General features: G+C 66.9%; 21 protein-coding genes. 9 read left to right on the top strand and 12 right to left on the bottom strand.

The window, feature by feature from the left end:
- Nucleotides 1-18 precede the first annotated feature (18 nt).
- Genes ACODTB_RS17750 through ACODTB_RS17735 form a run of 4 tightly spaced genes read right to left on the bottom strand, consistent with a single transcriptional unit; the run spans nucleotide 19 to nucleotide 3,992 of the window.
- Complete coding sequence (locus ACODTB_RS17750; protein ID WP_291121029.1) at nucleotides 19-789, bottom strand: enoyl-CoA hydratase/isomerase family protein; 771 nt, start codon at nucleotides 787-789, stop codon at nucleotides 19-21.
- Between the two features lies 1 nt (nucleotide 790).
- The gene (locus ACODTB_RS17745) at nucleotides 791-1,753 is read right to left on the bottom strand and encodes a Bug family tripartite tricarboxylate transporter substrate binding protein (protein WP_291121031.1); all 963 of its coding nucleotides are present in this window, start codon (nucleotides 1,751-1,753) and stop codon (nucleotides 791-793) included.
- Nucleotides 1,754-1,770: 17 nt separating this feature from the next.
- Nucleotides 1,771-2,805 (bottom strand): NADPH:quinone oxidoreductase family protein, encoded by a 1,035-nt coding sequence (locus ACODTB_RS17740; RefSeq protein ID WP_291121033.1) that lies wholly within the window; start codon nucleotides 2,803-2,805, stop codon nucleotides 1,771-1,773.
- Nucleotides 2,802-3,992, bottom strand: coding sequence for a CaiB/BaiF CoA transferase family protein (locus ACODTB_RS17735; RefSeq protein WP_488929617.1), 1,191 nt, complete (start codon nucleotides 3,990-3,992; stop codon nucleotides 2,802-2,804). Before ACODTB_RS17735 ends, ACODTB_RS17740 begins: the two co-directional genes overlap by 4 nt.
- 154 nt (nucleotides 3,993-4,146) lie before the next feature.
- Between ACODTB_RS17735 and ACODTB_RS17730 the strand changes: the two genes are divergently transcribed.
- The 4 genes from ACODTB_RS17730 to ACODTB_RS17715 all read left to right on the top strand — a co-directional run bounded on the left by ACODTB_RS17730 (nucleotide 4,147) and on the right by ACODTB_RS17715 (nucleotide 8,326).
- Nucleotides 4,147-5,313 (top strand): acyl-CoA dehydrogenase family protein, encoded by a 1,167-nt coding sequence (locus ACODTB_RS17730; RefSeq protein WP_291121037.1) that lies wholly within the window; start codon nucleotides 4,147-4,149, stop codon nucleotides 5,311-5,313.
- A gap of 25 nt (nucleotides 5,314-5,338) precedes the next feature.
- Entirely contained in the window at nucleotides 5,339-6,394 is a 1,056-nt protein-coding gene (locus ACODTB_RS17725; RefSeq protein WP_488929616.1) for a hypothetical protein, read from the top strand.
- Nucleotides 6,391-7,560 carry a CaiB/BaiF CoA transferase family protein gene (locus tag ACODTB_RS17720; protein WP_291121040.1) on the top strand — a complete coding sequence of 390 codons (1,170 nt, stop codon included), beginning with the start codon at nucleotides 6,391-6,393 and terminating at the stop codon, nucleotides 7,558-7,560. Before ACODTB_RS17725 ends, ACODTB_RS17720 begins: the two co-directional genes overlap by 4 nt.
- Nucleotides 7,561-7,639: 79 nt before the next feature.
- A complete protein-coding gene (locus tag ACODTB_RS17715) occupies nucleotides 7,640-8,326 on the top strand; it encodes a TetR-type transcription factor C-terminal domain-containing protein (protein WP_488929615.1) in 687 nt (228 codons plus the stop codon).
- Between the two features lie 27 nt (nucleotides 8,327-8,353).
- On the opposite strand, the gene ACODTB_RS17710 is transcribed toward ACODTB_RS17715, so the two are convergent.
- Nucleotides 8,354-9,238 carry a LysR family transcriptional regulator gene (locus ACODTB_RS17710; RefSeq protein ID WP_291121042.1) on the bottom strand — a complete coding sequence of 295 codons (885 nt, stop codon included), beginning with the start codon at nucleotides 9,236-9,238 and terminating at the stop codon, nucleotides 8,354-8,356.
- Nucleotides 9,239-9,391: 153 nt separating this feature from the next.
- Here ACODTB_RS17710 and ACODTB_RS17705 point away from each other — a divergent pair, with 153 nt between their 5' ends.
- Genes ACODTB_RS17705 through ACODTB_RS17695 form a run of 3 tightly spaced genes read left to right on the top strand, consistent with a single transcriptional unit; the run spans nucleotide 9,392 to nucleotide 11,644 of the window.
- Nucleotides 9,392-10,408 carry a Bug family tripartite tricarboxylate transporter substrate binding protein gene (locus tag ACODTB_RS17705; protein WP_291121044.1) on the top strand — a complete coding sequence of 339 codons (1,017 nt, stop codon included), beginning with the start codon at nucleotides 9,392-9,394 and terminating at the stop codon, nucleotides 10,406-10,408.
- A 43-nt stretch (nucleotides 10,409-10,451) separates the two neighbouring features.
- Complete coding sequence (locus ACODTB_RS17700) at nucleotides 10,452-11,306, top strand: isocitrate lyase/PEP mutase family protein (RefSeq protein WP_291121046.1); 855 nt, start codon at nucleotides 10,452-10,454, stop codon at nucleotides 11,304-11,306.
- 32 nt (nucleotides 11,307-11,338) lie between these two features.
- Entirely contained in the window at nucleotides 11,339-11,644 is a 306-nt protein-coding gene (locus tag ACODTB_RS17695) for a YciI family protein (RefSeq protein ID WP_291121048.1), read from the top strand.
- On the opposite strand, the gene ACODTB_RS17690 is transcribed toward ACODTB_RS17695, so the two are convergent.
- Entirely contained in the window at nucleotides 11,626-12,639 is a 1,014-nt protein-coding gene (locus ACODTB_RS17690) for a bile acid:sodium symporter family protein (protein ID WP_291121049.1), read from the bottom strand. The two genes, ACODTB_RS17695 and ACODTB_RS17690, sit on opposite strands and share 19 nt — an antisense overlap.
- Nucleotides 12,640-12,746: 107 nt before the next feature.
- Between ACODTB_RS17690 and ACODTB_RS17685 the strand changes: the two genes are divergently transcribed.
- On the top strand, nucleotides 12,747-13,742 hold the full coding sequence (locus ACODTB_RS17685) for a LysR family transcriptional regulator (RefSeq protein ID WP_291121050.1): 996 nt from the start codon (nucleotides 12,747-12,749) through the stop codon (nucleotides 13,740-13,742).
- Between the two features lie 64 nt (nucleotides 13,743-13,806).
- Entirely contained in the window at nucleotides 13,807-16,854 is a 3,048-nt protein-coding gene (locus ACODTB_RS17680) for a transglycosylase domain-containing protein (RefSeq protein WP_291121052.1), read from the top strand.
- Between the two features lie 188 nt (nucleotides 16,855-17,042).
- Here the strand turns inward: ACODTB_RS17680 and ACODTB_RS17675 are convergent, their stop codons facing one another.
- The 6 genes from ACODTB_RS17675 to ACODTB_RS17650 form a co-directional block, all read right to left on the bottom strand.
- Nucleotides 17,043-18,296, bottom strand: a complete 1,254-nt coding sequence (locus ACODTB_RS17675; protein WP_291121054.1) for a phenylacetate--CoA ligase family protein — start codon at nucleotides 18,294-18,296, stop codon at nucleotides 17,043-17,045.
- A 121-nt stretch (nucleotides 18,297-18,417) separates the two neighbouring features.
- Nucleotides 18,418-19,227, bottom strand: a complete 810-nt coding sequence (locus ACODTB_RS17670) for an ABC transporter ATP-binding protein (RefSeq protein WP_488929590.1) — start codon at nucleotides 19,225-19,227, stop codon at nucleotides 18,418-18,420.
- A gap of 195 nt (nucleotides 19,228-19,422) precedes the next feature.
- Nucleotides 19,423-20,748 carry an ABC transporter substrate-binding protein gene (locus ACODTB_RS17665; protein ID WP_291121998.1) on the bottom strand — a complete coding sequence of 442 codons (1,326 nt, stop codon included), beginning with the start codon at nucleotides 20,746-20,748 and terminating at the stop codon, nucleotides 19,423-19,425.
- A 57-nt stretch (nucleotides 20,749-20,805) separates the two neighbouring features.
- The gene (locus ACODTB_RS17660; protein ID WP_291121996.1) at nucleotides 20,806-21,882 is read right to left on the bottom strand and encodes a branched-chain amino acid ABC transporter permease; all 1,077 of its coding nucleotides are present in this window, start codon (nucleotides 21,880-21,882) and stop codon (nucleotides 20,806-20,808) included.
- Nucleotides 21,883-21,952: 70 nt separating this feature from the next.
- On the bottom strand, nucleotides 21,953-22,882 hold the full coding sequence (locus ACODTB_RS17655; protein ID WP_488929589.1) for a branched-chain amino acid ABC transporter permease: 930 nt from the start codon (nucleotides 22,880-22,882) through the stop codon (nucleotides 21,953-21,955).
- A gap of 113 nt (nucleotides 22,883-22,995) precedes the next feature.
- Nucleotides 22,996-23,403, bottom strand: a 408-nt coding sequence (locus ACODTB_RS17650) for an ABC transporter ATP-binding protein (RefSeq protein WP_488929588.1), incomplete at its 5' end; no start/stop codon positions are given.

Here is a 23,403-nt window from a genome sequence, read left to right as displayed (position 1 = left end):
TACGAAACAGGCGCGGCCTTAGCGGCCAAGGAATCTGGGCTTGCGCTTTTCCACAAAGGCGCGGTTGCCTTCGAGCCGATCTTCAGAGATGTACGGATTCGGGCCCACGTTCAAGCGCAAGGCGGCCGAGGCCGGCAGTCCGATGCTCTTGAAGGTGACGGCCTTCATGCGCTGCACCGTCAACGGTGCGTTGTCCGCGATGTGGGTGGCCAGCGCACGGGTCCGCTCAATGAGCTCGGCCTGAGGCACCACGTGGTTCACCAGGCCGATCCGCTGCGCCACCTCCATGTCGACCAGTTGCCCGGTGTACAACAGTTCCAGGGCGATGCCTCGCGGGACCAGCAAGGGCAGGACCACACTGCCGAAGTTGGCCCCCATCCCCACCTTGGCTTCCGGCAGGCCCATTCTTGCGCCTTGCGCGGCGATCCGGATGTCGCAGGCGAGCGCGAGTTCGCACCCGCCGCCGGCAGCGACACCGTTGATGGCGGCGATGGTGGGCTTGGACATCTCCAGCACAAGCTCATTGAGGTTTCGCTCCCGCCCGCCCATGGGGTGTGCCATGCGGCCGGCGGCGTTCAGCTCCTTCAAGTCCACGCCCGCAGAGAACGCGCGCTCACCTGCGCCGGTGTAGACGACGACTCGAACCTGCGGATCGTCGTCCAGCGTGAGCGAAGCCTGCGCGAGCTCGGCGAACGTGGCCTCGGCCAACGCATTCATCCGCCCGGGCCGGTTGATCGTCACCCAGGCCACGTGTCCGTCGACGCGGACCTCAACGCCACCGTCGGCCATGTCAGTTCTCAGGCTCCAGGCCGGCAGCCTTCATCACGGGCAGCCAAACCTGGCGCTCGCGCTCCGCGAAGGTCGCGAACTGCTCGGCGGTCAGGTTGCTGGGCGTCACGCTCGCGTCGGCCATGCGCTTGCGAGTCGCCGGCTTCGCAGAGGCAGCGCGCAGCGTTTCATTGAGGGTCCGCACCACGTCGTTGGGCGTGTCTTTCGGCGCCCACACCGCATACCAGGCCGTGACGTCGAAGCCGGCCATGCCGGACTCGGCGATGGTTGGCACATTCGGCAGTTCGGGCATGCGTTCCTTGGTCGAGACCGCCAAGGCCCGCATCTTGCCGCCCTTGATCTGCGTGATGACGCTGGGAGCGGTGGAGTACATCATGTCGACGTGTCCACCGAGCGTGCTGGTCACCGCCGGCGCGTTGCCCGAGAACGGGACATGGGTCATCTTGATCTTGGCCAGGCTCGCGACGCGCTCACCTGTGAGGTGCGGCAAGGAGCCCAGCGCGCCAGATGCGTAGGTGATGTCCTTCGTCTTGGCCGCTTCGAGCACGTCCTTGAAGCTCTTGTACGGGGACGCTTCGGCCACGACGACCAGGATCGGCGACGAGCCCAGAATGCCGACGGGCTTGAAGTCCTTCATGGCATCGAAGGGCAGCTTCCGGTACATGCCCTCGTACATCACGTGCTGTGACGTGTTCGCGAGAAGCGTGTACCCATCCGGTTTGCTGGTCGCGACGTAGCGCGCACCGATCGTTCCGGCGGCGCCCGCTCTCTGTTCGATGACCAGGGGCTGCCCGATGATGGCCGAGAAATCCTCGCTCAGCAGGCGTGCGAAGGTCTCTGTGGCCCCGCCGGCGGCATAGGGCGAGACCAGCATGATCGGGCGGGACGGGTACTTGTCTTGCGCGTGTGCGGCCCCGATGAGGGCAAGCAGTGGAATGGCGCACAAGGCTCGGCGAATCAACATGGTGTCTCCTTCTGGGTTCAGGTGGTTTTCGAGGCTGACGGCGCAGTCTCTTGCTGTGGCCGCATCAGGACGCGGCCGATGACCTCGCGAGAGGCAATCATTTCGAGGGCTTCGCGAAAGTTGGCGAGAGGAAGGACAGCGTGCGCACGGGGGCGCAGCTTCTGCTCCAGGACCCACGCGAACAGTTGGGCGTAGGTGCGCCGCAGCCTGGTGTCGTTGGTGGCCGGCACCGGGTGCTTGCCCCAGCCGAAGTAGTAGCCCCAGTACACCCCGATGACGGTGATGTTCTTGACCAGCACGATGTTGGCCGGGATGGTCGGGATGGTGCCGCTGGCAAACCCCATGGGAATGATGCGCCCGTCGGGTGCGATGCATCGCAGCGAGGTGTCGAACGTCTCGCCGCCGACCGGGTCGTAGATGACGTCTGCGCCGCGGGCATGGGTGGCCGCGAGAACGGCCTCCCGCCAGTTTTCTGTCCGGTAGTTGATGGCGAGATCCGCACCATGGGCCCGCGCGATCGCCGCCTTCTCTTCCGAACCTGCTGTGGCAATCACGCGTGCCCCCAACGCCTTGGCGACCTCGATGGCCGCCAGGCCACTCCCGCCGCCTGCACCATGAACCAGCACGACTTCACCAGGCTCGACCTTCGCCCGCCAGGCAAACGCACCGAACGCTGTGCCGTAGATCGTGGGGATCTGCGCACCCGTGTCGAAGCTCACCCCGTCAGGCAGGGCGAACACCGTCTCTTCGGGCGCAATCACTTCCTGGGCGTACGCCCCAGACTGGACCCCTGCGATGACCCGGTCGCCGAGGGCAAATCGCGATGCGCCTTCGCCGATTTCGGTGACCACGCCGGCCAGTTCGGTGCCGGGAATCAGGGGCAAGGGTGCCTTGTTCTGGTGCTTGCCCTCCATGACCAGGAGGCTGGCGAAGCTGGCGCTGCAGGCTTCCACCCGGATGCGCACGCACCCCGGCCGGATCGTTGGCGAAGGCACCTCCTCCAGCCTGGCGGCATCGAGCCCGCCGTACTCGCGGCACACGACGGCTTTCATGGGGCCTCCCGGGCTGCGCCGGCAGCGATGAGCTCGTCTGCCTGCTGCGGCGAATAGCCGCATTCCGCGAGGATTTCGCGCGTGTGTTCGCCCAACCTCGGCGTCGGCCTGGTCGGTCCCGTTGGCGTGAGCGACCAGTTGCTGGTCTTTGCGACCGTTCGGATGGCACCCTCGCTGGGGTGCTGCAGTGCCTGGAAGAATCCCGTCTTGATCAAATGCGCATGCGACATGAGGGACTGCACCGTCTCCAGCTTGGCCACCGGGATGTCGGCCTCCTGCAGCAGGGCGATCCACTCGTCCGTGGGTCGCTGTTTGAGCAGTGAGGCAACGATGCCGTACAGCGCCTCGAGATGGCGGGTGCGGCTCGCCACCGTCTTGAAGCGCTCGTCGTCCATCACCTCGGGCTGGCCGGCGGTGTTGAAGAAGGTGCGCCACTGCTTGTCCGTCAGGACCATGAGGCAGATGGAGCCATCGGCGGTCGGGAATGGCCGCCGGATGGACACGTACCGCTGGAAGATGGGCGGGCCCAAGGCGGGTTCGAACGTCAGTCCTGCCATGTGGTCGGCGAGGACGAGCGCTGCGATGGTCTCGAACATGGGGACTTCAACGTGCTGGCCCTGGCCTGTGCGCAGCTTGTGCACCATGGCGCCCAGCGCGGCGTTCGCGGCGCAGATGCCGGTCACCCGGTCCGCGACGGCAATGGGCGCGTACCGCGGTGGCTCGCCAGGCGCGTGGAGCAAGGGTATGCCTGCAACGGCCTGGATCAGGTCGTCATAGGCCGGCTTGTCGGAATCGGGCCCACCGGCCCCGTAGCCCACGATGCTCACGTAGACGAGGCCAGGCCTTTCCTTGCTGAGGCTCGCGTAGTCCAGGCCCAGGCGGGCCATGGCCTTCGGTCGCGTGTTGCACACGACGATGTCGCAAGTGCCAGACAGGCGAACGAACGCCTCTCGTGCGGCGCCCTCCTTCAGGTCGAGAACGATGCTGCGCTTGCTGCGGTTCGTGTGCAGGAACATCGCCCCCATGCCGTCATGGCGGGCGGGGCCCATTCCGCGAATGGTGTCGCCGTCAGGCGACTCCACCTTGATGACATCGGCACCCATGTCACCCAGGATTTGTGTCGCGACCGGCCCTGAAAGGGCCGCGGTCGCGTCCAGCACTCGAATTCCAAGCAATGGTCCAGTCATGTCATCCTGCATCTGTTTTCAACATACTAACAAGTATCTTGCAAGTTTGGAATAGGTACATTGCCAAGAATATCCATTGCACAGCAATCGATGAAGTCGTAAGATACCAACTAGTATTCATCGGCGCACCGCGCCTCAAAACACGGAGAAACAGATGTCGGTCTTATGGGAAATGCCGCTGGAGGATGAGTCGCTGCGTTGGCAGGGGCTCGCGCAGGAACTCACCGCGAAGCACTTCGCGCCGGCCGCCGATGCCATCGATCGCGAGCAGCGCTATCCGATCGAGCACCTGGACCCGCTGCGGGAGTCCGGCATCTCGGGCATGTTTCTGCCGAAGGCCTACGGCGGTGGCGGCGCGTCACTCGTGTCGCTGGTCGCCGTGGTGGAGGCCATCGGTGCTGGCTGCGGGTCGACCGCGGCGATCATGGCGGCGCTGTCTCTCGGCGCCTTCCCGGTGCTCCTGGGCGGCAACGAAGCGCAGAAGCAGGCCTTGCTCGGGGGGCTGGCGCGCAAGGGGGAGGCGGTCAACTTCGCGTTGAGCGAGCGTGGCGCCGGATCGGACGCGGCGGCGGTCGTGACCACGGCCGTCCGTGAAGGTGACGGCTGGCGCATCCGGGGTGAAAAGTGCTGGCTCGGGAATGGTGGGCACTCGACGCACTTCATCGTGTTTGCCCGCACGGGTGAAGAAGGTGCGCGCAACAACATCACGGCGTTCTGGGTGCCCCGGTCAACCGCAGGCGCGGTCGTCGACTTCTACGAAGACAAGATGGGCATTCGCGGCACGACGACGACGAACCTGAAGGTGGACGTCTGGGTGCCGCCAGAGAGCATGGTCGGCGAGGAAGGGCAGGGTTTGAAGCTCGCGCTGTCCACGCTCAATGTCGGACGGATCGTCGTCGCGGCGCAGGCGCTCGGCATCGCCCTGTGCAGCTACCGGGCTGCCGCTGAGTTCGCGGCGTCGCGCAAGACCTTCGGCAAGTCGATCATCGACCACCAGGGCGTTGGTTTCATGATGGCCGACGCGGCGACAAGCTTTTCTGCCGCGCGCATGATGGTGTTCGAAGCCGCGAAGGCCTACGACGCGGGCAAGGACGTCAGTGCGCTCGGCGCCATGGCGAAGCTCTTCTCCACGGAAGCTTCCCACGAGATCTGCGACACGTCGATGTCCGTGCTGGCCGGTCGAGGCTATGTGAAGCCGAATGTGGTCGAGCGCTGCTATCGTGACCAGCGAATCACGGAAATCTACGAGGGCACCTCGGAGATTCAACGGCTGGTGATCGCCCGGGCGATCAAGCGCGAGGCCTCGGCCTCCCATTCCTGACGCAACGATGAAATCCACCTTGAAGATGCCGAACGACCCTTCCATCTCAGCGCAGTCCGGTGCATGGCGCGCGGTCGCTGAGCTCTATCACGCCTACTTCACGGGCATCGTGCTTTTCGCCGTGTCTCGGCTCGGCACAGCCAAAGCGGAAGAGCTGGTGCATGAGATCTTCTGCCGCCAGCGGCGTGAACGGTTTCTCCCAGGACTGAAGAAGCTCGGCATCGACCAGCTGCCGCCCGCCGTCGCTGCCGCGCAGTACCACTACCTCTCGAACCACATTGGCGGCGTCTCCGTGGAGTTCATGCCCGAGACCGAACGCAAAGCCTGGATCCGGTACGCCGCGCCGCGGTGGATCTGGGCGGACACCGCGCTGTGTGGCATTCCGCCCGAAGTCTCCAGGGCGATGCTCCTGGGCTGGCACGCCCAGAACGGCACCATGTTGAACAACCCGCGCCTGGGTTTCGTGTGCACCAAGCAGACGGTCGATGGCCAATCGGGCCTCGAGGGCTACTACTTCGAATACGACCGCGACCTGGCGCCGCACGAGCGGCTGCGCTTCGCCCGCAATGAGGACGCACCGGACTTCGATCCCGAGAAGGCGCCGAAGCTGCCGACCCAGACCTGGCCACAGGAGCGCCTGGACAAGGCGCATCGCAACTACGCGATGGAGTACGTGCGTTCCGCGTTCCCCACCGCGCTCGCCTTGTGGGGACCCGACGAGGCCTCTTCGCGCCTTCGACTGGCGGCCAAGATGATCGGCATGCAGTTCTACCACGCGACCTCGCGCAGGCTCGGCGAAGACTTCGGGACAGACGCCGCAGGCTTTGGCCGCTTCCTCCAGGCGATCGCGATCGCTCACGGTGACCGCGCCGATCTGACCCGCATCGACGGTGGCATGGAGGTGAGGCAGCAAGGCTGGGCATTCCGCGAAGGGGTGGCCGAGTGGGACCCTGGCCTGGACCTCGCATGGAACGGCCTTTTCGAAGGGGCCTTGCAAGCCCACAACCGCCGGCTCTCCCTGGGTTTCGTGCACCAGGAAGTCCAGGGCGGGCATGAGCTTCGCTGGAGCATCCAGGCATGACGACCAAGGCCGAAAACACGTCGCAACCCGGGTTGGGCGCGCTGGCGGGACTGAAGGTGGTCGATGCGGCGCGCGTGCTCGCCGGCCCTTTTGCAGGGCAGATCCTGGGGGACCACGGCGCAGACGTGCTCAAGATCGAGAGTCCGGAAGGCGACGAGTGCCGCGGTTTCGGCCCTCCCTTTGTCAACGGCCATTCGGCCTACTTCAACGCCGTCAACCGCAACAAGCGCAGCGTCGTGCTGGACCTGGGAAAGGCGGAGGAACGGGATCGCCTCTACGCCATGTTGGAGACGGCCGACGTCCTGCTCGAGAACTTCAAGCTCAGCACGCTGCAATCCTGGGGCATTCCCAATGTCCAATGGTTCACCGAGCGCTATCCGCGCCTGATCCACTGCCGCATCACGGGCTTCGGCGATACCGGGCCCTACGGCGGGCTGCCAGGCTACGACGCCGCCGTGCAGGCGATGGCGGGGCTGCTCTCGATCAATGGCGACCAGGGCGCTGAGCCGGTGCGCATCGGCGTGCCGGTCGTCGACCTCACCACCGGCATGAATGCGGCGATGGCGGTCTTGCTGGCCCTGCAGGCCCGCGCCCGGACGGGCCGGGGCCAGATGGCGGACGTCAGTCTCTACGACTGCGCGGTGTCGGTGGCGCATCCCTTCCTGAGCAACTACCTCCATTCGGGCAAGGTGCCGGGCCCGACGGGCAATCGGCACGCCAACATCGTGCCCTACAACGTGTACCAGACAGCGTCCTATCCGCTGTTCATCGCCGTGGCGAACGACCGCCTCTTCGCGAAGCTGTGCACGCATCTGCAGACGCCCCACCTGCCCACGGACCCGCGTTTCGCGACGAACAAGCTGCGGGTCGAGAACCGCGAGGCGCTCGAAGTGGCGTTGTCCCAGGCTTTTTCCAAGGTCGATGGGGACGAGTTCGGCAAGCGCTTGCTGGCGGACGGTGTGCCAGCCGCCCCGATTCTGGACATCGCCAGCGTGGCAGCCTCCGAGCACGCCCAGTACCGGCAGATGGTGGTTCGCCAGCCCGACTATGTCGGCCCCGGCATTCCGATCAAGCTCTCCGACACGCCAGGGAGCATTCGCAAGGGGACGCCCTCCCTGGGGAGCACGGCGCTGGAGCCCGATGCCGACCCGTTCGACCAGGCCTGACGCTGTCCGCGCCCGTAGTAGGATCGACGATCCTGCGTGCGTGGAGAGAGGACATTTCGTGGAACTTGCGGACACCATCATGGCTTGGGTGGATACCGACTACGAGTCGATGCCGGCGACGCAACTGGCCCTTCTCGATGCGGCGGCGAGGGCCTTCACGAACTTCGGTTTTGCGGCCGCGTCCATCGACGTCATCGCGGCCCAGATCGGTGCCACCAAAGGCAGCGTCTACTACCACTACCGCAGCAAGGCCGACCTGTTCTTTGCCGTGCACAAACGTGCGATGGTGCTGAACCTGCGCGCGCTGCTGCCGGTGGTGCAGGACAAGTCGCTGGACCCCGTCCAGAAGCTGCAAAGCATGTCCTATCGGCATGCGATGGTGATGATGGAGCACTTGCACTACCAGCGTGTCACCGTCCAGGGTGTGGAGCTTCACCAGTCCACCACGACCAGCGCTTCGGAGAGGGAGGCGCTGAAGGAAGTCGTTGCGATGCGCGATGCCTACGAGCGCCTGTTCGAGAGCGTGCTTCGGGAGGGCATCGCGGCCGGAAGTCTTGCGGCCGTGGAGCCCTCGCTGGCCTCCAAGGGCATTCTGGGTTCGCTGAACTGGATCACGGTCTGGTACCGGCCCCGAAAAGGCGACACCTTCTCTTCACGGCACCGCATCGCCGAGCAGCTCGCCAGGCAGGTCACCCATGGCGTGTCGCGCGAGGCCCCGCCGCTGGCGGGAGCGGTGACCGCGCGACCTCTGGATCCCGGCCATTGACGGATCGGCGCAGCGAGACCGGAGAACTCAGGCAGACAGCATGTCGATCAACCAGGATGTGCCTGGATCATCGGCGAACGACCGGCCCATCGCGATCTGATGCCGGAAGGGCTCCAAAGCGAATGGCACGGCCTGCAGGGACCAACGCGCTTCCTGCCGTGTGACGAGGTCTTTCGGGACGGTCAGGATCAGGTCGGTCGATGGCAGCAGGCGCAGTGCCGCCTCGAAATGAGCGGCGACGAGTCGAATGTTCCGCTCCTGCCCCAAGCGGCTCAGCGTCTGGTCGATGACCCCGAAGGACCCGGGCTGCACCAGCACCTGCAAGTGCTCAGCCGCCAGATACCGATCCAGCGTGAGCCGGCGCTGGAAGGCGGGATGGCCCTCGCGCGCGACGCAGACATAGGGAACCTCCCTCAGGGTCTTCACGGCGATGGCATCGTCGGCGCTGTTGAGCACCCCCAGTGCCAGATCCAGCGCCCCGGAGCGGATCATGTCCGCCGCATGCGTTCGCCCCACGTGCGTCAGTTGAATGCGCACGAAGGGCGCCTGCGCAAGAATGCGGCCAAGCACGGGTTCGAGGATCGCGACGGCGGCATGGTCTGAGCAACCGACCTGATAGTGCCGCCGGGACCGCGCGGGATCGAATGCGCTGGACATCGCAAACACCCGCTGAGCCCGCACCAGAATCGCCCGGACTTCCTGCTGCAAGGCGACGGCCTTGGGCGTGGGCACCATGGCATGCCCGCGCCGGACAACGATCTGGTCGCCGCAGGCCTGGCGCAAACGCGTCAGCGCATGGCTCACCGCGGGTTGGGTCAATGCCAGACGGTCCGCTGCGCGCGAGACGCTGCGTTCGCTGAGCACCGCATCGAATACCACCAACAGGTTGAGATCGAGCCGTCGAAGGTCCATGAATCCATTATGCATTCCATTCATTGAAGAGAATGGAAAAGCATCATTGGACCTCGGCTGTCGAAATATCTACATTGCAATCACCTTCTGAAGAAGGCCTATTCATCGTGCGCATGAATATCAGACAACCACCCATCCTGGAGACGAGCAGCCATGCACCGCAAGACCCACTCTCCCCCACCAGCGGCGGCCAAAGGCAGGCGCAGCCTGGCCACCGTGTTTTGCGCTGCCGCGCTGTGCGCGCTGCTGGGCGGCCACGCGCAGGCCGCCGACTGGCCGGATCGCCCCATTCGCATCGTGGTGCCGTTCGGCGCGGGTGGCAGCACCGATGCGCTCGCTCGCATCCTGGCAGAGAAGCTGGGGGGGCTCGTCGGACAGACCGTCGTCATTGAAAACCGCGCGGGCGCCGCCGGCGCCATCGGCGCACAGGCCGTGTCCAAGGCCGCGCCCGATGGCACCACGTTCCTGCTGGCGACAAGCAGCACCCATGCGGTGCTGCCCCACCTGCGCCCGCTGCCCTACGACGCGATCAAGGACTTCACAGCCATCGCGCGCATCGCCTCGGCGCCCAACGTGCTCATGGTCAGCCCCGCACTCAAGGTGGCCACCGTCAAGGATCTGGCGCAGCTGGCGACCTCCCGCGAGGGTGGACTGACCTACTCGTCCAGCGGGAGCGGCAGCGTCACGCACCTCATTGCGGCGGACTTTGTCCAGCGCGCGGGCATCCGCGCTCGGCACATTCCCTACAAGACGGGCATCCAAGCCCTGCCCGAGCTCAACAGCGGACAGATCGACTTCACCTTCGACAGCATCGTCTGGGCCCTGCCCCAGGCCCAGGCCGGCAAGATCAGGGCCCTGGCCATCGGCAGCCCGGAACGATCGCCGTTGGCCCCCGATCTGCCGACGATGCGTGAGGCGGGATTCGCGGGGTTCGACGGCACGACGTGGTTTGCGCTCATGGGGCCGGCGGGGATCCCCCCGAAGATCGTGGCGGAGCTCAATCGCCACATCAACGCGGCGCTGCGCGACCCCGACCTGCGAGCCCAGTTTGAACGCCAGGGCGCCGAGGCTTTGGGCGGCACGCCGCAGGACCTGGAAAAGCTCGTTCGGGACGATGGCAGCCGATGGGCCAAGGTCATCACCACGGGCAACATCAAGATCGAACAGTGAAAAAGAAGGCAACGCTCAAGCCATGACCACACCAAGCACGTCCATGCCCCTCCACTTCCGCGATCTGGTCGCCAGCGAGCGCCCGCTGGTGCTCCCCGGAGCCCACGATGCGCTCTCCGCCCTGCTCATCCAGCAGGCCGGCTTCAAGGCCTACTTCATTGGCGGCTTCCCTCTGGTCGGCGCTCGGTTCGGCCTGCCCGACATCGGCCTGGCCACGTTGGGGGAAATCGGTGCTGGCGTGCGCGACATCCTCGCGGTGTCCGACCTGCCCGTGCTGGTGGATGTCGACAACGGCTACGGCGACGTCAAGAACGTGGTTCATGCGGTGCACACCTACGAGAAGATGGGCGCGCAGGCCCTGTTCTTTGAAGACCAGGTCTCTCCCAAGCGGTGTGGCCACATCGCGGGCAAGGAGCTCCTGCCCTGCGAGGAAATGGAGCGCCGCATCCGCGCCGCCGCGGAGCAACGCCGCGACCCCCGCACCTTCATCATTGCCCGCACCGATGCCCGCGAGGTCTGCGGCATGGACGAGGCCTTGCGACGTGGCGAACGCTACGCCCAGGCAGGTGCCGACGGCCTGTTCATCGAAGCCCCTGAATCGGTGGAGGAACTTGCGCTCATTGGCCGACACCTGGCAGGCGTGCCCCTGATGGCGAACATGCTCGAGGGGGGGCGCACCCCCATCCTGCGCCCGCAGGAACTGGAAGACCTCGGGTTCCGCATCGTCATCTACGGCATTTCGCTCTTGATGCGCAGCGTGCGCGTCATGCAGGAAAGCCTTGCGGACATCCGCAGCGGCGAGTTGAAGCTGGTGGGCACCGGCGTCGGGTTCGAGGCGTACAAGACGATCGTCGGCTTCGATCGCTGGTCGACCATCGAATCCCGCTACGGCGGATAAAAACGCCAGCGAGCCACAAGCCGAAGGCGATCATGATTTTTGTTTTTCACTTGCTGGATCGGCCTGGCGCCGCGGCGCTTCGTGAGGCGATGCGGCCATCGCACAAGGCGTACCTGGCCCGGGTGGCCGATCGCATCGCATTTGCAGGGCCCCTGACAAGTGACGATGGCGCGGCCATGGTGGGCAGTCTGCTGGCCATCGACTTCGAGAATCGCGAGGAAGCGGCGCGCTGGCAGCGCAACGAGCCGTTCACCCAGGCAGGCCTCTACGCAAGCGCATCGGTCCATGCGTTCGACAACCTGTGGCCGCAGAGGTGTGGTTATCCCCCCCTGGGTTGAACGCCGGCCACTTCGGTGAGATGGCCTGATCCCCCCTGGCGGCGCGCATACCGCTGCGCCATCACCCCGCACACCATCAGCTGCATCTGATGAAACACCATCAGCGGCAACACGATCGCGCCCGCCACGGGCGCGGCAAACAGCACGTTGGCCATGGGCACGCCGCTGATCAGGCTCTTGGTCGATCCGCAGAAGACGATGGCGATCTCGTCTTCCTTCGAGAAGCCCAGCCGGCGGCTGCCCCAGACCGTGAGCGTGAGCACCAGCGCAAGCAGCACCGCGCACACGGCCAGCAGGCCCAGCATGGCCGTCAGGGGCAGTTGCGACCACAGCCCGGCGATGACGGCGTGGCTGAACGCCGCGTACACCACCAGCAGGATGGAGCCCTGGTCCACCACTTTCATGATGGAAGCGCGGCGCTGCAGGAAACCCGCCACCCAGGGCCGCATCAGATGGCCGGCAATGAAGGGCAGCAGGAGTTGCACGCTGATGCGGCCCACCGCCTGCAGGGGATCGCCCATGGCGGCGTTGTGCGTCAGCAGCAGACCCAGCACCAGGGGCGTGAGAACCACGCCCAGCAAGGTCGAGGCCGAGGCGCTGCAGACGGCCGCGGGAATGTTGCCGCGCGCCATGGAGGCGAACGCGATCGCCGACTGGACCGTGGCGGGCAGCGCGCACAGGTACAGGACGCCCATGTAGAGGTCGGGCGTCACCAGCGGCCGCAGCAGCGGTGCCAGCACCCAGCCGAGCAAGGGAAACAGCACGAAGGTGGTGGACACCACCATCAACTGCAGGCGCCAGTGCCCGATGCCCGCCCAGATGGCCGCTCGCGAAAGCTTCGCACCGTGCAGAAAGAAGAGCAGGCTCACCGCCAGCGTGGTGGCCCAGCTCAGCGCCTGGGCGAACCCACTCCGGGCCGGCCACAGACTGGCCAGAACGACGGTCACAACGAGATACAGCGTGAAGTTGTCGGGCAGCAGCCGGGAACGGGCCATGGCGGGAGCGCGCGGCGTCGCGCGTGTCAGTCGGTGGGACGGCCATTGAACCGCAGTCGCCGACGACAGTAAAATGAATTTATCGGATCCATTGATACCAATATCAAATGAATGTCAGCTTGCGGCAGTTGCGGGTCTTCAAGGCCGTCGCCTCACAGGGCAGCTTCACGCGGGCGGGCACCCACATCGGCTTGTCCCAACCCGCGGTCAGCCGCTGCGTGACCGAACTGGAACAGCACCTCGGGCTCAAGCTGCTCGACCGCACCACGCGCGAGGTGGTGCTGACCGATGCCGGCCGCAGCCTGGCCGTGCAGCTAGAACGCGTGCTGGAAGACCTGGATGCCGTGCTGCAGGAGTCACGAGGCCAGGCCACGCAGCGCCATGGCCGGGTTCGCGTGGCCAGCAGCCCGACCTTGTCGGCCAACCTGCTGCCCGAATGCATCGCGCGCTGCCGAAGCGAACACCCGGGGTTGGACCTGCTGCTGCTGGATCGCATCCAGCACGATGCCCTGGCCAGCGTTCTGGCGGGTGAAGTGGACTTCGGTGTGGTGATCGACACAGGCGCGCGCGACGACCTTCAGGCCGAGACCATCCTGTCCGAGCCCTTCTGCCTCGTCTGCCCGCCTTCACACCGCCTGGCCCGGCGGCGAGGCGCGAAATGGGCGGATCTGGCCGGTGAATCGCTGGTGCTGCTGGACCACGCCTCCGGCAGCCGGGGCCTGATCGACGAGGCCTTGCACCACCACGGCGTGGAGGCCTCCGTGGCGCAGGAAGTGGGCCACGTCACCACCATCTTCCGCATGCTGGACGCGGGCCTGGGCATCTCGGTCGTGCCCATGCTGGCCTTGCCGCCCGCGGGGCTGCAGGGCCTGGTGATGCGCCCGCTGCTGCCCCGCATCGACCGGCACATCGCGCTGGTGCGCCGCGCCCACCGGACCTTGACCCCCCCGGCGGAGCTGGCCTGGCAACTGGTTCGCCAGGTCGCCGCCGAGCGCACCGCACCCCGCAGGCGTGACAGCCATCACGCCGCACCCGTCCCCGTCGCGGTGGCATCGCCGCCGGTCCGGTCTGCCCAACAGCGCGCCCGCACAGGCGCAAGATGACCCTGGGCACGGTCCACACACGCACAGGATCCGCACAGGGGCTTTGAAGCCAATGGAACACAACATGGTCGAACCACAGATGGAGGCAGCGCCCAACACGGCCCACGCCGGTGACCCACCCGGGTACCAGCGCCCACCTGGCTTTCGCCTGCGGTGGCGGGTGCTCCTGCTGGTCCTCCTGATCCTGTGCGCGGCCGCCGCGCTGCTGCTGCGCCGGGAGATGCAGACCTCGCACTGGCAGGCGCGGGAACTGCACGGCTATGCGGCCACGCTGAACTACCACGTCGCCCCTGGTCCGGCCGACCCCATCCGGTTCCCCACCCACGGCCCGTTCGACGAACGCATGGGCTACACCAGCCTTCCGGCCTTCACCACCCGCCTGCGGGAGCGCGGCTTCGAGATCGCGGAGCAGTCGCGCCAGGACGATGCCCTGCGAACCCACCTGGAGCGCGGCTGGTTCGCCCCCTACGCGGAGAAGACCCACACCGGACTGACCGTGTTCGACTGCAGCCGGGAATCGCTGCACGCCTTCCGTTACCCCTACCGGCGCTTCGAGAGCTTCGAGAGCGTGCCCGCGGTGGTGGTGCAGGCCCTGCTTTTCATCGAGAACCGCGACCTGCTCGACCCCGAGCGCCCGCAGATGAACCCGGCGGTGGACTGGCTGCGCTTCACGCGCGCGGTGCTCGCGCAGCTGGGCAGCCAGATCGATCCCGACATCGACGCGCACGGTGGCAGCACGCTGGCCACGCAGATCGAGAAGTACCGCCATTCGCCGGGCGGCATCACGCACGACGCGCGCGAGAAGCTGCGGCAGATGGCCTCGGCCTCGGTGCGGGCCTACCAGCAAGGCACCGACACGCTGCCGGTGCGCCGGCAGCTCGTGCTGGACTACCTCAACACGGTGCCGCTGTCGGCGGCGCCGCGCCATGGCGAAGTGCATGGCCTGGGCGATGGCCTGTGGGTGTGGTTCGGCACCGACTTCGATCGCGCCATGGCCGCGCTCTCGGCCCCTGGCGACGGCGCGGCCCGCGGCCGCGTCCTGCGCCAGGCGGTGGCGCTGATGATCGCCCACCGCCGGCCCTCGTGGTACCTCGCGCAGGGCCGCCAGGAACTCGACCGCGCCACCGACGCCCACCTGCGCCTGCTGACCGAGGCCGGCATCATCGACACCGCCTGGCGCGACGCCGCCCTGCGGCAGAAGCTCGTGTTCCGCGACATGGCCAAGAACCCGCCGCTGCTGCCTGCTGCGGCGAGCAAGGGCACGACCGCCGTGCGCACCCGGCTGGCCGGCCTGCTCGGCACCTCGCTCTACAGCCTGGACCGGCTCGACGCCCAGGCCGGCACCACGCTGAACGGCCAGCTGCAGGACGCGGTCAGCACCTACCTCGGGCGCCTGACCGACCCGGCCTTCGCCCGCTCGCAGGAGCTGATGGGCGAGCGCCTGCTGCAGCCCGACACCCTGGGCGAGGTGCGCTACAGCTTCACCCTGCTGGAAAGCACGCCGCAGGGCAACCTGGTGCGGGTGCAGACCGACACGACACAACAGCCGCTGGACATCAACGAAGGCAGCAAGCTGGAGCTGGGCTCCACCGCCAAGCTGCGGGTGCTGGCGACCTACCTGGAACTGGTCGCCGAGCTCCACGCCAGGCTCGCGCCGCTGGAACCCGCCGCGCTGAAAGCCACCGAGGTCAGCCCGCAGGACAGCCTGAGCCGCTGGGCCGTGGACTACCTGTCGGGCCCGAACGACCACGGCCTGAGCGCGATGCTGGAAGCGGCGATGGACCGGCGCTTCTCCGCCAGCCCCCATGAACAGTTCTTCACCGGCGGCGGCCTGCACAGCTTCAACAACTTCAACAAGAAGGACGACGCGCGGCAGCCCAGCCTGCGCGAGGCCATGCAGGCCTCCATCAACCTGCCCTTCGTGCGCCTGCTGCGCGAGATCGTGCGCCACACCATGTACCAGGGGCCCGGCGACACCGCGCGGCTGCTGGAGGACCACCTCGATCCGCGCCGCGACACCTACCTGGCCCTGTTCGCCGACCGCGAAGGCCAGGCCTTCCTGCGCCGCTTCTGGCGCAAGACCGACAACCGCACACCGGCCGAGCTGAGCGACATGCTGCTCGACGGCCTGCGCCCCGGCGCCGACCGGCTGACCGCGGTGTTCCGCTACCTGGAGCCCACGGCATCGCCCGAAGCCCTGGGCGCCTTCCTCTCGGCCCGCCTGGGCGACAAGGCGCCCGAGGCGCCCCGCGTGGCGCAGCTGTACGAGCGCTTCGCGCTCGACGCCCTCGACCTGCCGGACCGGGGCTACGTGGCCCGCGTGCACCCGCTGGAACTCTGGCTGGTGGCCTACCGCCGGCAACACCCCCAGGCCACGCTGGACGAGGCGGTCGCCGCCAGCGCCGCCGAGCGCCAGGCGGTCTACCGGTGGCTGTTCCGCACGCGCGCGAAGGACGCGCAGGATGCCCGCATCCACACCATGCTGGAGGTGGAAGCCTTCCTGGAAATCCACCGCCGGTGGGCCCGGCTGGGTTACCCCTTCGGCCATCTGGTGCCGTCGCTGGCCACGGCCCTGGGCAGTTCCGGGGACCGGCCCGCCGCGCTGGCCGAGCTGATGGGCATCATCGTCAACGGCGGGGTGCGCCGGCCCACGCTGCGCATCGCCGACCTGCGTTTCGCGCAAGGCACACCCTGGGAAACGGCGCTGCGGCCCACGCCGGCCGAAGGTGAGCGCGTCATGGTGCCCGAGGTGGCCCAGGCCTTGAAGAAGGCCTTGTCGGAAGTGGTGGAAGCCGGCACCGCCCGCCGGCTCTCGGGCAGTTTTCGGTCGGCTTCGGGAGAAGACCTGTCGCCCGGCGGCAAGACCGGCACCGGCGACAACCGCGTGGTGGTGAACCGGCGCGGCGGCGTGGCCCTGAACCGCACGGCCACCTTCGTGTTCTACCTGGGACCGCGTCACTTCGGCAGCGTGACCGCCTACGTGATCGGACCGGACGCCGCCGGCTACCGCTTCACCTCCGGCCTGCCGGTGCAGATCCTGCGCTCCATGGCACCGGTGCTGATGCCCCACCTGGACGGCAGGCCCGGCAGCGGTTGCCCGCGCGAGCCCTGAGGCTTGTGCGATGGCCCTGCATATGCCCGGCCTTTCAGGCTGGCCACGCAGATCAGCCGCGCCACCCGAGACGGCGGTGCGGGCGAAACCCTGTTCCTGGAAGTGGGGCCCCTGCTCCAACCCTGCAGCCATGGCGTGGTGCGCAATGCATGCAGGTGCGCGAGGTGAAGAAGCACGACAGCACCGGCTCAGGCCAAGCTGCGCGCGTCCTCGATCACCTTGCCGTCGTTGGGCAAGGAGCCGGGCGGCATCAGATCGACCTGGGCGCGCAGCTTGGTGACCTCGCGCACGGCGGCCTCGATCTGCTGCTGCAGAGCGCTGTCGGCCACGCTGGCCTCCACACGCAGGCACATCTGGTCGTTGGCCATCTCGCCGCTGACGACCAGGCGGGCCTTCTTCACCTGCGGGAAGCGCCGCGCGATGTCGGCCACCTGGGCCGGGTGCACGAACATGCCGCGCACCTTGGTGGTCTGGTCGGCGCGCCCCATCCAGCCCTTGATGCGCGGTGCGGTGCGCCCGGTCGGGCAGGCGCCGGGCAGGATGGCCGAGAGGTCGCCGGTGCCGAAGCGGATCAGCGGGTAGGCCGGGTTCAGGGTGGTGACCACCAGCTCGCCCACCTCGCCCTCGGGCACGGGCTCGCCGGTGCCGGGGCGCACGATCTCGACGATGACGCCCTCGTCCACCACCAGGCCCTCGCGCGCGCTCGTCTCGTAGGCCACCAGGCCCAGGTCGGCGGTGGCGTAGCTCTGGTAGACCGCCACGCCGCGCTCGGCGAACCAGTCGCGCAGGCTGGGCGGGCAGGCTTCGCCGCCCACCGAGGCCTTGCGCAGGCTGGAAACGGCGGCGCCGGTCGCGGCCGCCTTTTCGATCAGGATGCGCAGAAAGCTCGGCGTGCCGGTGTAGGCCTGGGGCCGCAGCTCGGCGATGGCCTGGAGCTGCTGCTCGGTCTGACCGGTGCCGGCCGGAAACACGGTGCATCCGACGGCGAGCGCGCCCGATTCCAGGATAAAGGCGCCTGGCGTCATGTGGTAGCTGAAGGCGTTGTGCACCAGATCCCCGCTGCGAAAGCCGGCCGCGAAGAGGGCGCGCGCCGCGCGCCAGTAGTCGCGCGTGCTGGCCTCGGGCTCGTAGATCGGACCCGGGCTGGCGCAGACCCGGCTCATGCCTGGCCCCCAGCGCAAGGCCGAGAAGCCGCCGAACGGGTCCTGGGCGCGGTGCGCCTTCTGCCGCTCGAGCAGCTCGTGCTTGCGAATCACCGGCAGCTTGACCAGCGCCGCGCGCGAGGTGATGGCGGAAGCGTCCACGCCCGCCAGCAGCTCGGCAAACGCGGGCGCATTCCTCTGTGCATGCGCAATCTGCACGGGCAGGGCTGCCATGTGCGCGGCCTCGCGCTCATCGGCCGAGCGCGTTTCCAGTGCGTCGAAGAATTCGGTCTGTGCCATGGCTGCAAATGTGGAGTGAGGTGTCTGAATCCAGAGATGCCGAGGAACCGGCTTTGCCGGGCCTCAGGCATCGCCCCCTGGAGGGGGTGACGCGCCGAAGGCGCGGCGCGGGGGGGAGCCTTCAGGCCAGCCAGCGCTTGCGCCGCTTGTAGCTCTTGATGTCCTTGAAGGACTTGCGCTCGCCCCCGCCCATGCCGAGGTAGAACTCCTTGACGTCCTCGTTGTTGCGCAGCTCGCTGGCCACGCCGTCCATCACGATGCGCCCGCTCTCCATGATGTAGCCGTAGTCCGCGTACTTCAGCGCCATGTTGGTGTTCTGCTCGGCCAGCAGGAAGGTGACCTTCTCCTTCTGGTTGAGGTCCTTGACGATCTCGAACACCTCTTCGACGATCTGCGGGGCCAGGCCCATGGAGGGCTCGTCGAGCAGCATCACGCTGGGGTTGGTCATGAGGGCGCGGCCGATGGCGCACATCTGCTGCTCGCCGCCCGAGGTGTAGGCGGCCTGGCTGGTGCGCCGGGTCTTCAGGCGCGGGAAGTAGGCGTAGACCTTCTCCAGGTTGGTCGCGACCTCGGCCTTGCTCTTGCGGGTGTAGGAGCCGGTCATGAGGTTCTCCTCGATGGTGAGGTGGGCGAAGCAGTGGCGCCCCTCCATGACCTGGACCACGCCGCGCTGCACGAGGTCGGCGGGGGAGAGGTTCTCGATGCGCTCGCCGCGCAGCTCGATGCTGCCCTTGGTGACCTCGCCGCGCTCGCCCTTGAGCAGGTTGGAGATGGCGCGCAACGTGGTGGTCTTGCCCGCGCCGTTGCCGCCCAGGATGGCCGCGATCTGGCCCTGGGGCACCTGCAGCGAGACGCCCTTGAGCACCAGGATGACGTGGTTGTAGATGACCTCGATGCCATTGACGTTGAGGACGGTGTTCGATGTGCTCATGACAATTCCGATTCCTTGGGGACCATTTGCAAGACACGGCCAGCGGGCCTTGCAAATGGCGGCTGGACGAACCAGCCGCAAGAAGAAACAACCACTACCGGAGCGCGTGCCCCCTCCAGGGACACCGAGGGTCCGGCTTCGCCGGCCCAAGGTGTCGCCCCCTTGAGGGGGTCGCGCGCAGCGCGGCGGGGGTGCTTAACTCTGGCAGTCGGCGGCTGCACGGCGCGTGAGCTTCTTCTCGCCCGCGTACTTGTCGCCTGCGGCCTTGATCAAGGGGTTGAGCACGGCGGGGTCCGCGTGCAGCCACTCCGAGCTCACCTCCCACTTGCTGCCGTTCCAGGTGTAGGCGCGCGCGGCGGAGGGGCCCATGTGGTCCTTGCAGGTGGTGGCCAGCGGTTGCATCACGTCGGCAATGCCGAGCTCCGCCAGGCGCTTGTCGTTGATCTGCAGGTTCTCATACCCCCACCGGGCCTGGGCAGGCGTCATCACCTGGCCCTTGCCGAACTTCTCCTGCGCACGGCGCACACCTTCCACCGCCACCATGGCGTTCATCAGCCCGCGCATGTACAGCGCCTCGCCGACTTCCTCCTTCGGACCAGAGCCCTGGCCTTTGTCGTGCAGCTTCTCGCGCACCTCCTTGGCGATGGCGGAATCGAACCCCGGGCCCGGCAAGACGAGCACGGCGCTGTAGCCGGCGGCACCCGCCACTTCCCGCACATCGGAGTCGGAGCCGGAGGGCCAGACCCCCACCACGCGGTCGCGCGGGAAGCCGGTGGACTGCGCCTCTTTCAGCGCGGTGGAGTTCATCACACCCCAACCCCAGAGCAGCACGAAGTCCGGGCGTGCGCGGCGGATCTGCAACCACGCCGCCTTCTGGTCCACGCCGGGGTGAGACACCGGAATCGCGGTCAGCTCGAAGTCGTGCTTCTTCGCACGCGCCGTCACCACGGGAATCGCTTCCTTGCCGTACGGGCTGTCGTGGTACAGCAGGGTGACCTTCTTGCCCTTGAGCTTGTCCAGCCCGCCCGCCTTCTGCGCGATGTACTGGATCTGCGTGTCGGCCGAAGCCCAGTGGCTGCCGCCGATCGGAAAGCTCCACTTGAAGACCTCGCCGTCGGCACTCTCGCTCAAGCCGTAGGCCGGCGTCAGGATGGGGATGCCATCGGTCATGCCGCGTTCCGTCAAAGCCAGCGTGATGCCGGTGGACATGGTCTGGAAGACCGTCGCGCCGCCGTTCTTCCCCTTCATGCGCTCGTAGCACTCGACGCCCCGGTCGGTGGCATAAGCCGTCTCGCACTCTTCCCAGGCGATGCGAACGCCGTTGATGCCGCCCTTGAGGTTGGCGAGCTTGAAGTAGTCGACAAAGCCGTTCGCCCAGGGCGATCCGCTGGGCGCATACGGGCCGGTGCGGAAGGTGAGCAGCGGGAAATACTGTTGTTTTTCTTGGGCGATGGCGGTGGTCGTCATGCTCGGGGCGAGCAAGGCCAACACCGTCGCGAAAATCGCGCAGGTCTTCTTCATGTTGTCTCCAGATGGTGGTGGGGTGCCTCGTGGCCGGATTCAAAACCTCCCAGGCTGTCAGTGAGGAAACGGCCAGATCCTCAACTTTTGTTTTCCGAGTGACCAGAGCTTGCCGAGCCCGTGGGGCTCGACGATCAGGAACCAGACGATCAGGGCCCCGAAGACCATGAACTCCGCGTGCGAGACCGCGACCGTGGAGATTTCGATGCCCACGAGCGCCCCGGCGGCGGGGAGGACCTGATTGAGAAAGATCGGCAGCACGACGATGAAGGCCGCGCCGAAGAAGCTGCCCACGATGGAACCGAGGCCGCCGATGATCACCATGAACAGCAGGCGGAAGGACACGTCCACGGAGAACGCCGCCGGCTCCCAGGCGCTGAGGTGAACGAAGGCCCAGAGCGCACCGGCCACGCCGATGATGAAGCTGCTGACGGCGAAGGCGCTGAGCTTGGCGTACATGGGCCGGATGCCGATCACGGCGGCGGCCACGTCCATGTCGCGGATCGCCATCCACTCGCGGCCGATGGCGCTGCGCACCAGGTTCTTGGCCAGCAGCGCGATCACCGCCAGCACCGCCAGGCAGAACAGGTACTTGCCGGCGGCGCTCTCCAGCGAGAAGCCGAACACCTGCAGGTTGGAGACCGACACCGAACCCGAAGGCGTGTTCAGCGTGAACCACTTGATGCGCAGGAACATCCAGTCGGCGAAGAACTGCGCGGCCAGCGTGGCCACCGCCAGGTACAGGCCGCGCACGCGCAGGCTGGGCAGGCCGAACAGGATGCCGAAGAAGGTGGCACACAGCCCACCCAGGATCAGCGCCGGGATCAGCGGCATGCCCGGCACGCGCACGAAGAAGTTGTAGGCGCCATAGGCCCCCACGGCCATGAAGGCGCCCGAGCCCAGCGAAATCTGGCCGCAGTAGCCCACCAGGATGTTCACGCCCAGCGCCGCCAGCGACATGATCAGGAACGGGATCAGGATGGCGCGCAAGAGGTACTCGTCCGCGAGCAAGGGGACCGCGACGAAAGCGAAGGCGATGAAGGCCAGGACCAGCCGTCGGTCCTGGGTGATCGGGAAGATCTGCTGGTCGGCGCGGTAGGTGGTCTTGAACTGACCGTTTTCACGATAGAACATGGCGGGCTCTTTTTTCAGTTGGGGTCAGAGCACATTTGCTGCGCAAATCGTGGTCTGACCCGCAAGGTATTCAAACTCTGTCAATGATCTTTTCGCCGAACAGCCCCTGAGGCCGGAACAGCAGGAACACGAGCGCCAGCACGTAGGCAAACCAGATCTCGATGCCGCCGCCCACGAACGGCCCGAGGTAGACCTCGGAGAGCTTCTCGCCCACGCCGATGATCAGCCCGCCGATGATGGCGCCGGGCACCGAGGTGAGACCGCCCAGGATCACCACCGGCAGCGCGCGCAGCGCCACCGTGGTGAGCGAGAACTGCACGCCCAGCTTGGAGCCCCAGATGATCCCCGCCACCAGCGCGGTGATGCCCGCCACCGACCAGACGATGACCCAGATGCGGTTGAGCGGAATGCCGATGGACTGCGCGGCCTGGTGGTCGTCGGCCACCGCGCGCAGCGCACGGCCGGTGGCCGTCTTCTGGAAGAAGAGCGAAAGGACCGCGACCAGCAAGGCGGCCACGCACGCCGCGTAGACGTCCTCCAGGTTGAGCAGGACACCGCCGTCGAACGTGCTCTCGAACAGCACCAGCGGGTCCTTGGGCATGCCCACGTTGATGGGGTAGATGTTCGAGCCAAAGATCGTCTGGCCCAGGCCGTCGATGAAGTAGGTGATGCCCAGGGTGGCCATCAGCAGGGTCACGGCCTCCTGGTTGACCAGGTGGCGCAGCACCAGTCGCTCGATCAGCCAGGCCACGACGCCCATCAGCAATGCCGACAGGACGAAGGCCAGCACATTGGCCAGCACCCGGCTCTCGATGCCCAGCCACACCGGAATCCATTCCGAGAAGCGGGCCATGGCCAGGGCGGCGAACAGCACCATCGCGCCCTGGGCGAAGTTGAAGACACCGGAGGCCTTGAAGATCAGCACGAAGCCCAGGGCCACGAGCGAATACAGCATGCCGGCCATCAAGCCGCCGAAGAGAGTTTCAAGAAAAAACGCCATGGATGCTTCCGTTCGCGAGAAAAGGTGCCGTCAAGTGGTGCCGTGGAACTGGCTTTGCCAGGCCACAGGCGCCGCCCCCTTGAGGGGGGCGCGCGCAGCGCGGCGGGGGTGTTTCATGATGTGCCGAGGTAGGCGCTGATGACCTCCTCGTTGCGGCGGACTTCCTCGGGCGTGCCGTCGCCGATCTTCTTGCCGTAGTCCAGCACCACCACGCGGTCGGAGATGTCCATCACCACGCCCATGTCGTGCTCGATGAGCACGATGGTGGTGCCGAACTCGTCGTTCACGTCCAGGATGAAGCGGCTCATGTCCTGCTTCTCCTCCAGGTTCATGCCCGCCATCGGCTCGTCCAGCAGCAGCACCTGCGGCTCCATGGCCAGGGCCCGGCCCAGGTCCACGCGCTTCTGCAGCCCGTAGGGCAACTGCCCCACCGGCGTCTTGCGGTAGGCCTGGATCTCCAGGAAGTCGATGATGTGTTCGACGAACTCGCGGTGCGCCTCTTCTTCCTTCTGCGCCCCGCC

It is taken from the genome of Hydrogenophaga sp. FG152, from assembly GCF_057809615.1.
Note: the sequence above shows the minus strand (reverse complement) of the source record. Positions and strands in the feature narration are given on the sequence as shown.

Coding starts and splice junctions, on each gene's coding strand:
- ACODTB_RS17750 (WP_291121029.1), bottom strand. CDS start 789: ATGGCCGACGGTGGCGTTGAGGTCCGCGTCGACGGACACGTGGCCTGG.
- ACODTB_RS17745 (WP_291121031.1), bottom strand. CDS start 1,753: ATGTTGATTCGCCGAGCCTTGTGCGCCATTCCACTGCTTGCCCTCATC.
- ACODTB_RS17740 (WP_291121033.1), bottom strand. CDS start 2,805: ATGAAAGCCGTCGTGTGCCGCGAGTACGGCGGGCTCGATGCCGCCAGG.
- ACODTB_RS17735 (WP_488929617.1), bottom strand. CDS start 3,992: ATGACTGGACCATTGCTTGGAATTCGAGTGCTGGACGCGACCGCGGCC.
- ACODTB_RS17730 (WP_291121037.1), top strand. CDS start 4,147: ATGTCGGTCTTATGGGAAATGCCGCTGGAGGATGAGTCGCTGCGTTGG.
- ACODTB_RS17725 (WP_488929616.1), top strand. CDS start 5,339: ATGCCGAACGACCCTTCCATCTCAGCGCAGTCCGGTGCATGGCGCGCG.
- ACODTB_RS17720 (WP_291121040.1), top strand. CDS start 6,391: ATGACGACCAAGGCCGAAAACACGTCGCAACCCGGGTTGGGCGCGCTG.
- ACODTB_RS17715 (WP_488929615.1), top strand. CDS start 7,640: ATGGCTTGGGTGGATACCGACTACGAGTCGATGCCGGCGACGCAACTG.
- ACODTB_RS17710 (WP_291121042.1), bottom strand. CDS start 9,238: ATGGACCTTCGACGGCTCGATCTCAACCTGTTGGTGGTATTCGATGCG.
- ACODTB_RS17705 (WP_291121044.1), top strand. CDS start 9,392: ATGCACCGCAAGACCCACTCTCCCCCACCAGCGGCGGCCAAAGGCAGG.
- ACODTB_RS17700 (WP_291121046.1), top strand. CDS start 10,452: ATGCCCCTCCACTTCCGCGATCTGGTCGCCAGCGAGCGCCCGCTGGTG.
- ACODTB_RS17695 (WP_291121048.1), top strand. CDS start 11,339: ATGATTTTTGTTTTTCACTTGCTGGATCGGCCTGGCGCCGCGGCGCTT.
- ACODTB_RS17690 (WP_291121049.1), bottom strand. CDS start 12,639: ATGGCCCGTTCCCGGCTGCTGCCCGACAACTTCACGCTGTATCTCGTT.
- ACODTB_RS17685 (WP_291121050.1), top strand. CDS start 12,747: ATGAATGTCAGCTTGCGGCAGTTGCGGGTCTTCAAGGCCGTCGCCTCA.
- ACODTB_RS17680 (WP_291121052.1), top strand. CDS start 13,807: ATGGTCGAACCACAGATGGAGGCAGCGCCCAACACGGCCCACGCCGGT.
- ACODTB_RS17675 (WP_291121054.1), bottom strand. CDS start 18,296: ATGGCACAGACCGAATTCTTCGACGCACTGGAAACGCGCTCGGCCGAT.
- ACODTB_RS17670 (WP_488929590.1), bottom strand. CDS start 19,227: ATGAGCACATCGAACACCGTCCTCAACGTCAATGGCATCGAGGTCATC.
- ACODTB_RS17665 (WP_291121998.1), bottom strand. CDS start 20,748: ATGAAGAAGACCTGCGCGATTTTCGCGACGGTGTTGGCCTTGCTCGCC.
- ACODTB_RS17660 (WP_291121996.1), bottom strand. CDS start 21,882: ATGTTCTATCGTGAAAACGGTCAGTTCAAGACCACCTACCGCGCCGAC.
- ACODTB_RS17655 (WP_488929589.1), bottom strand. CDS start 22,882: ATGGCGTTTTTTCTTGAAACTCTCTTCGGCGGCTTGATGGCCGGCATG.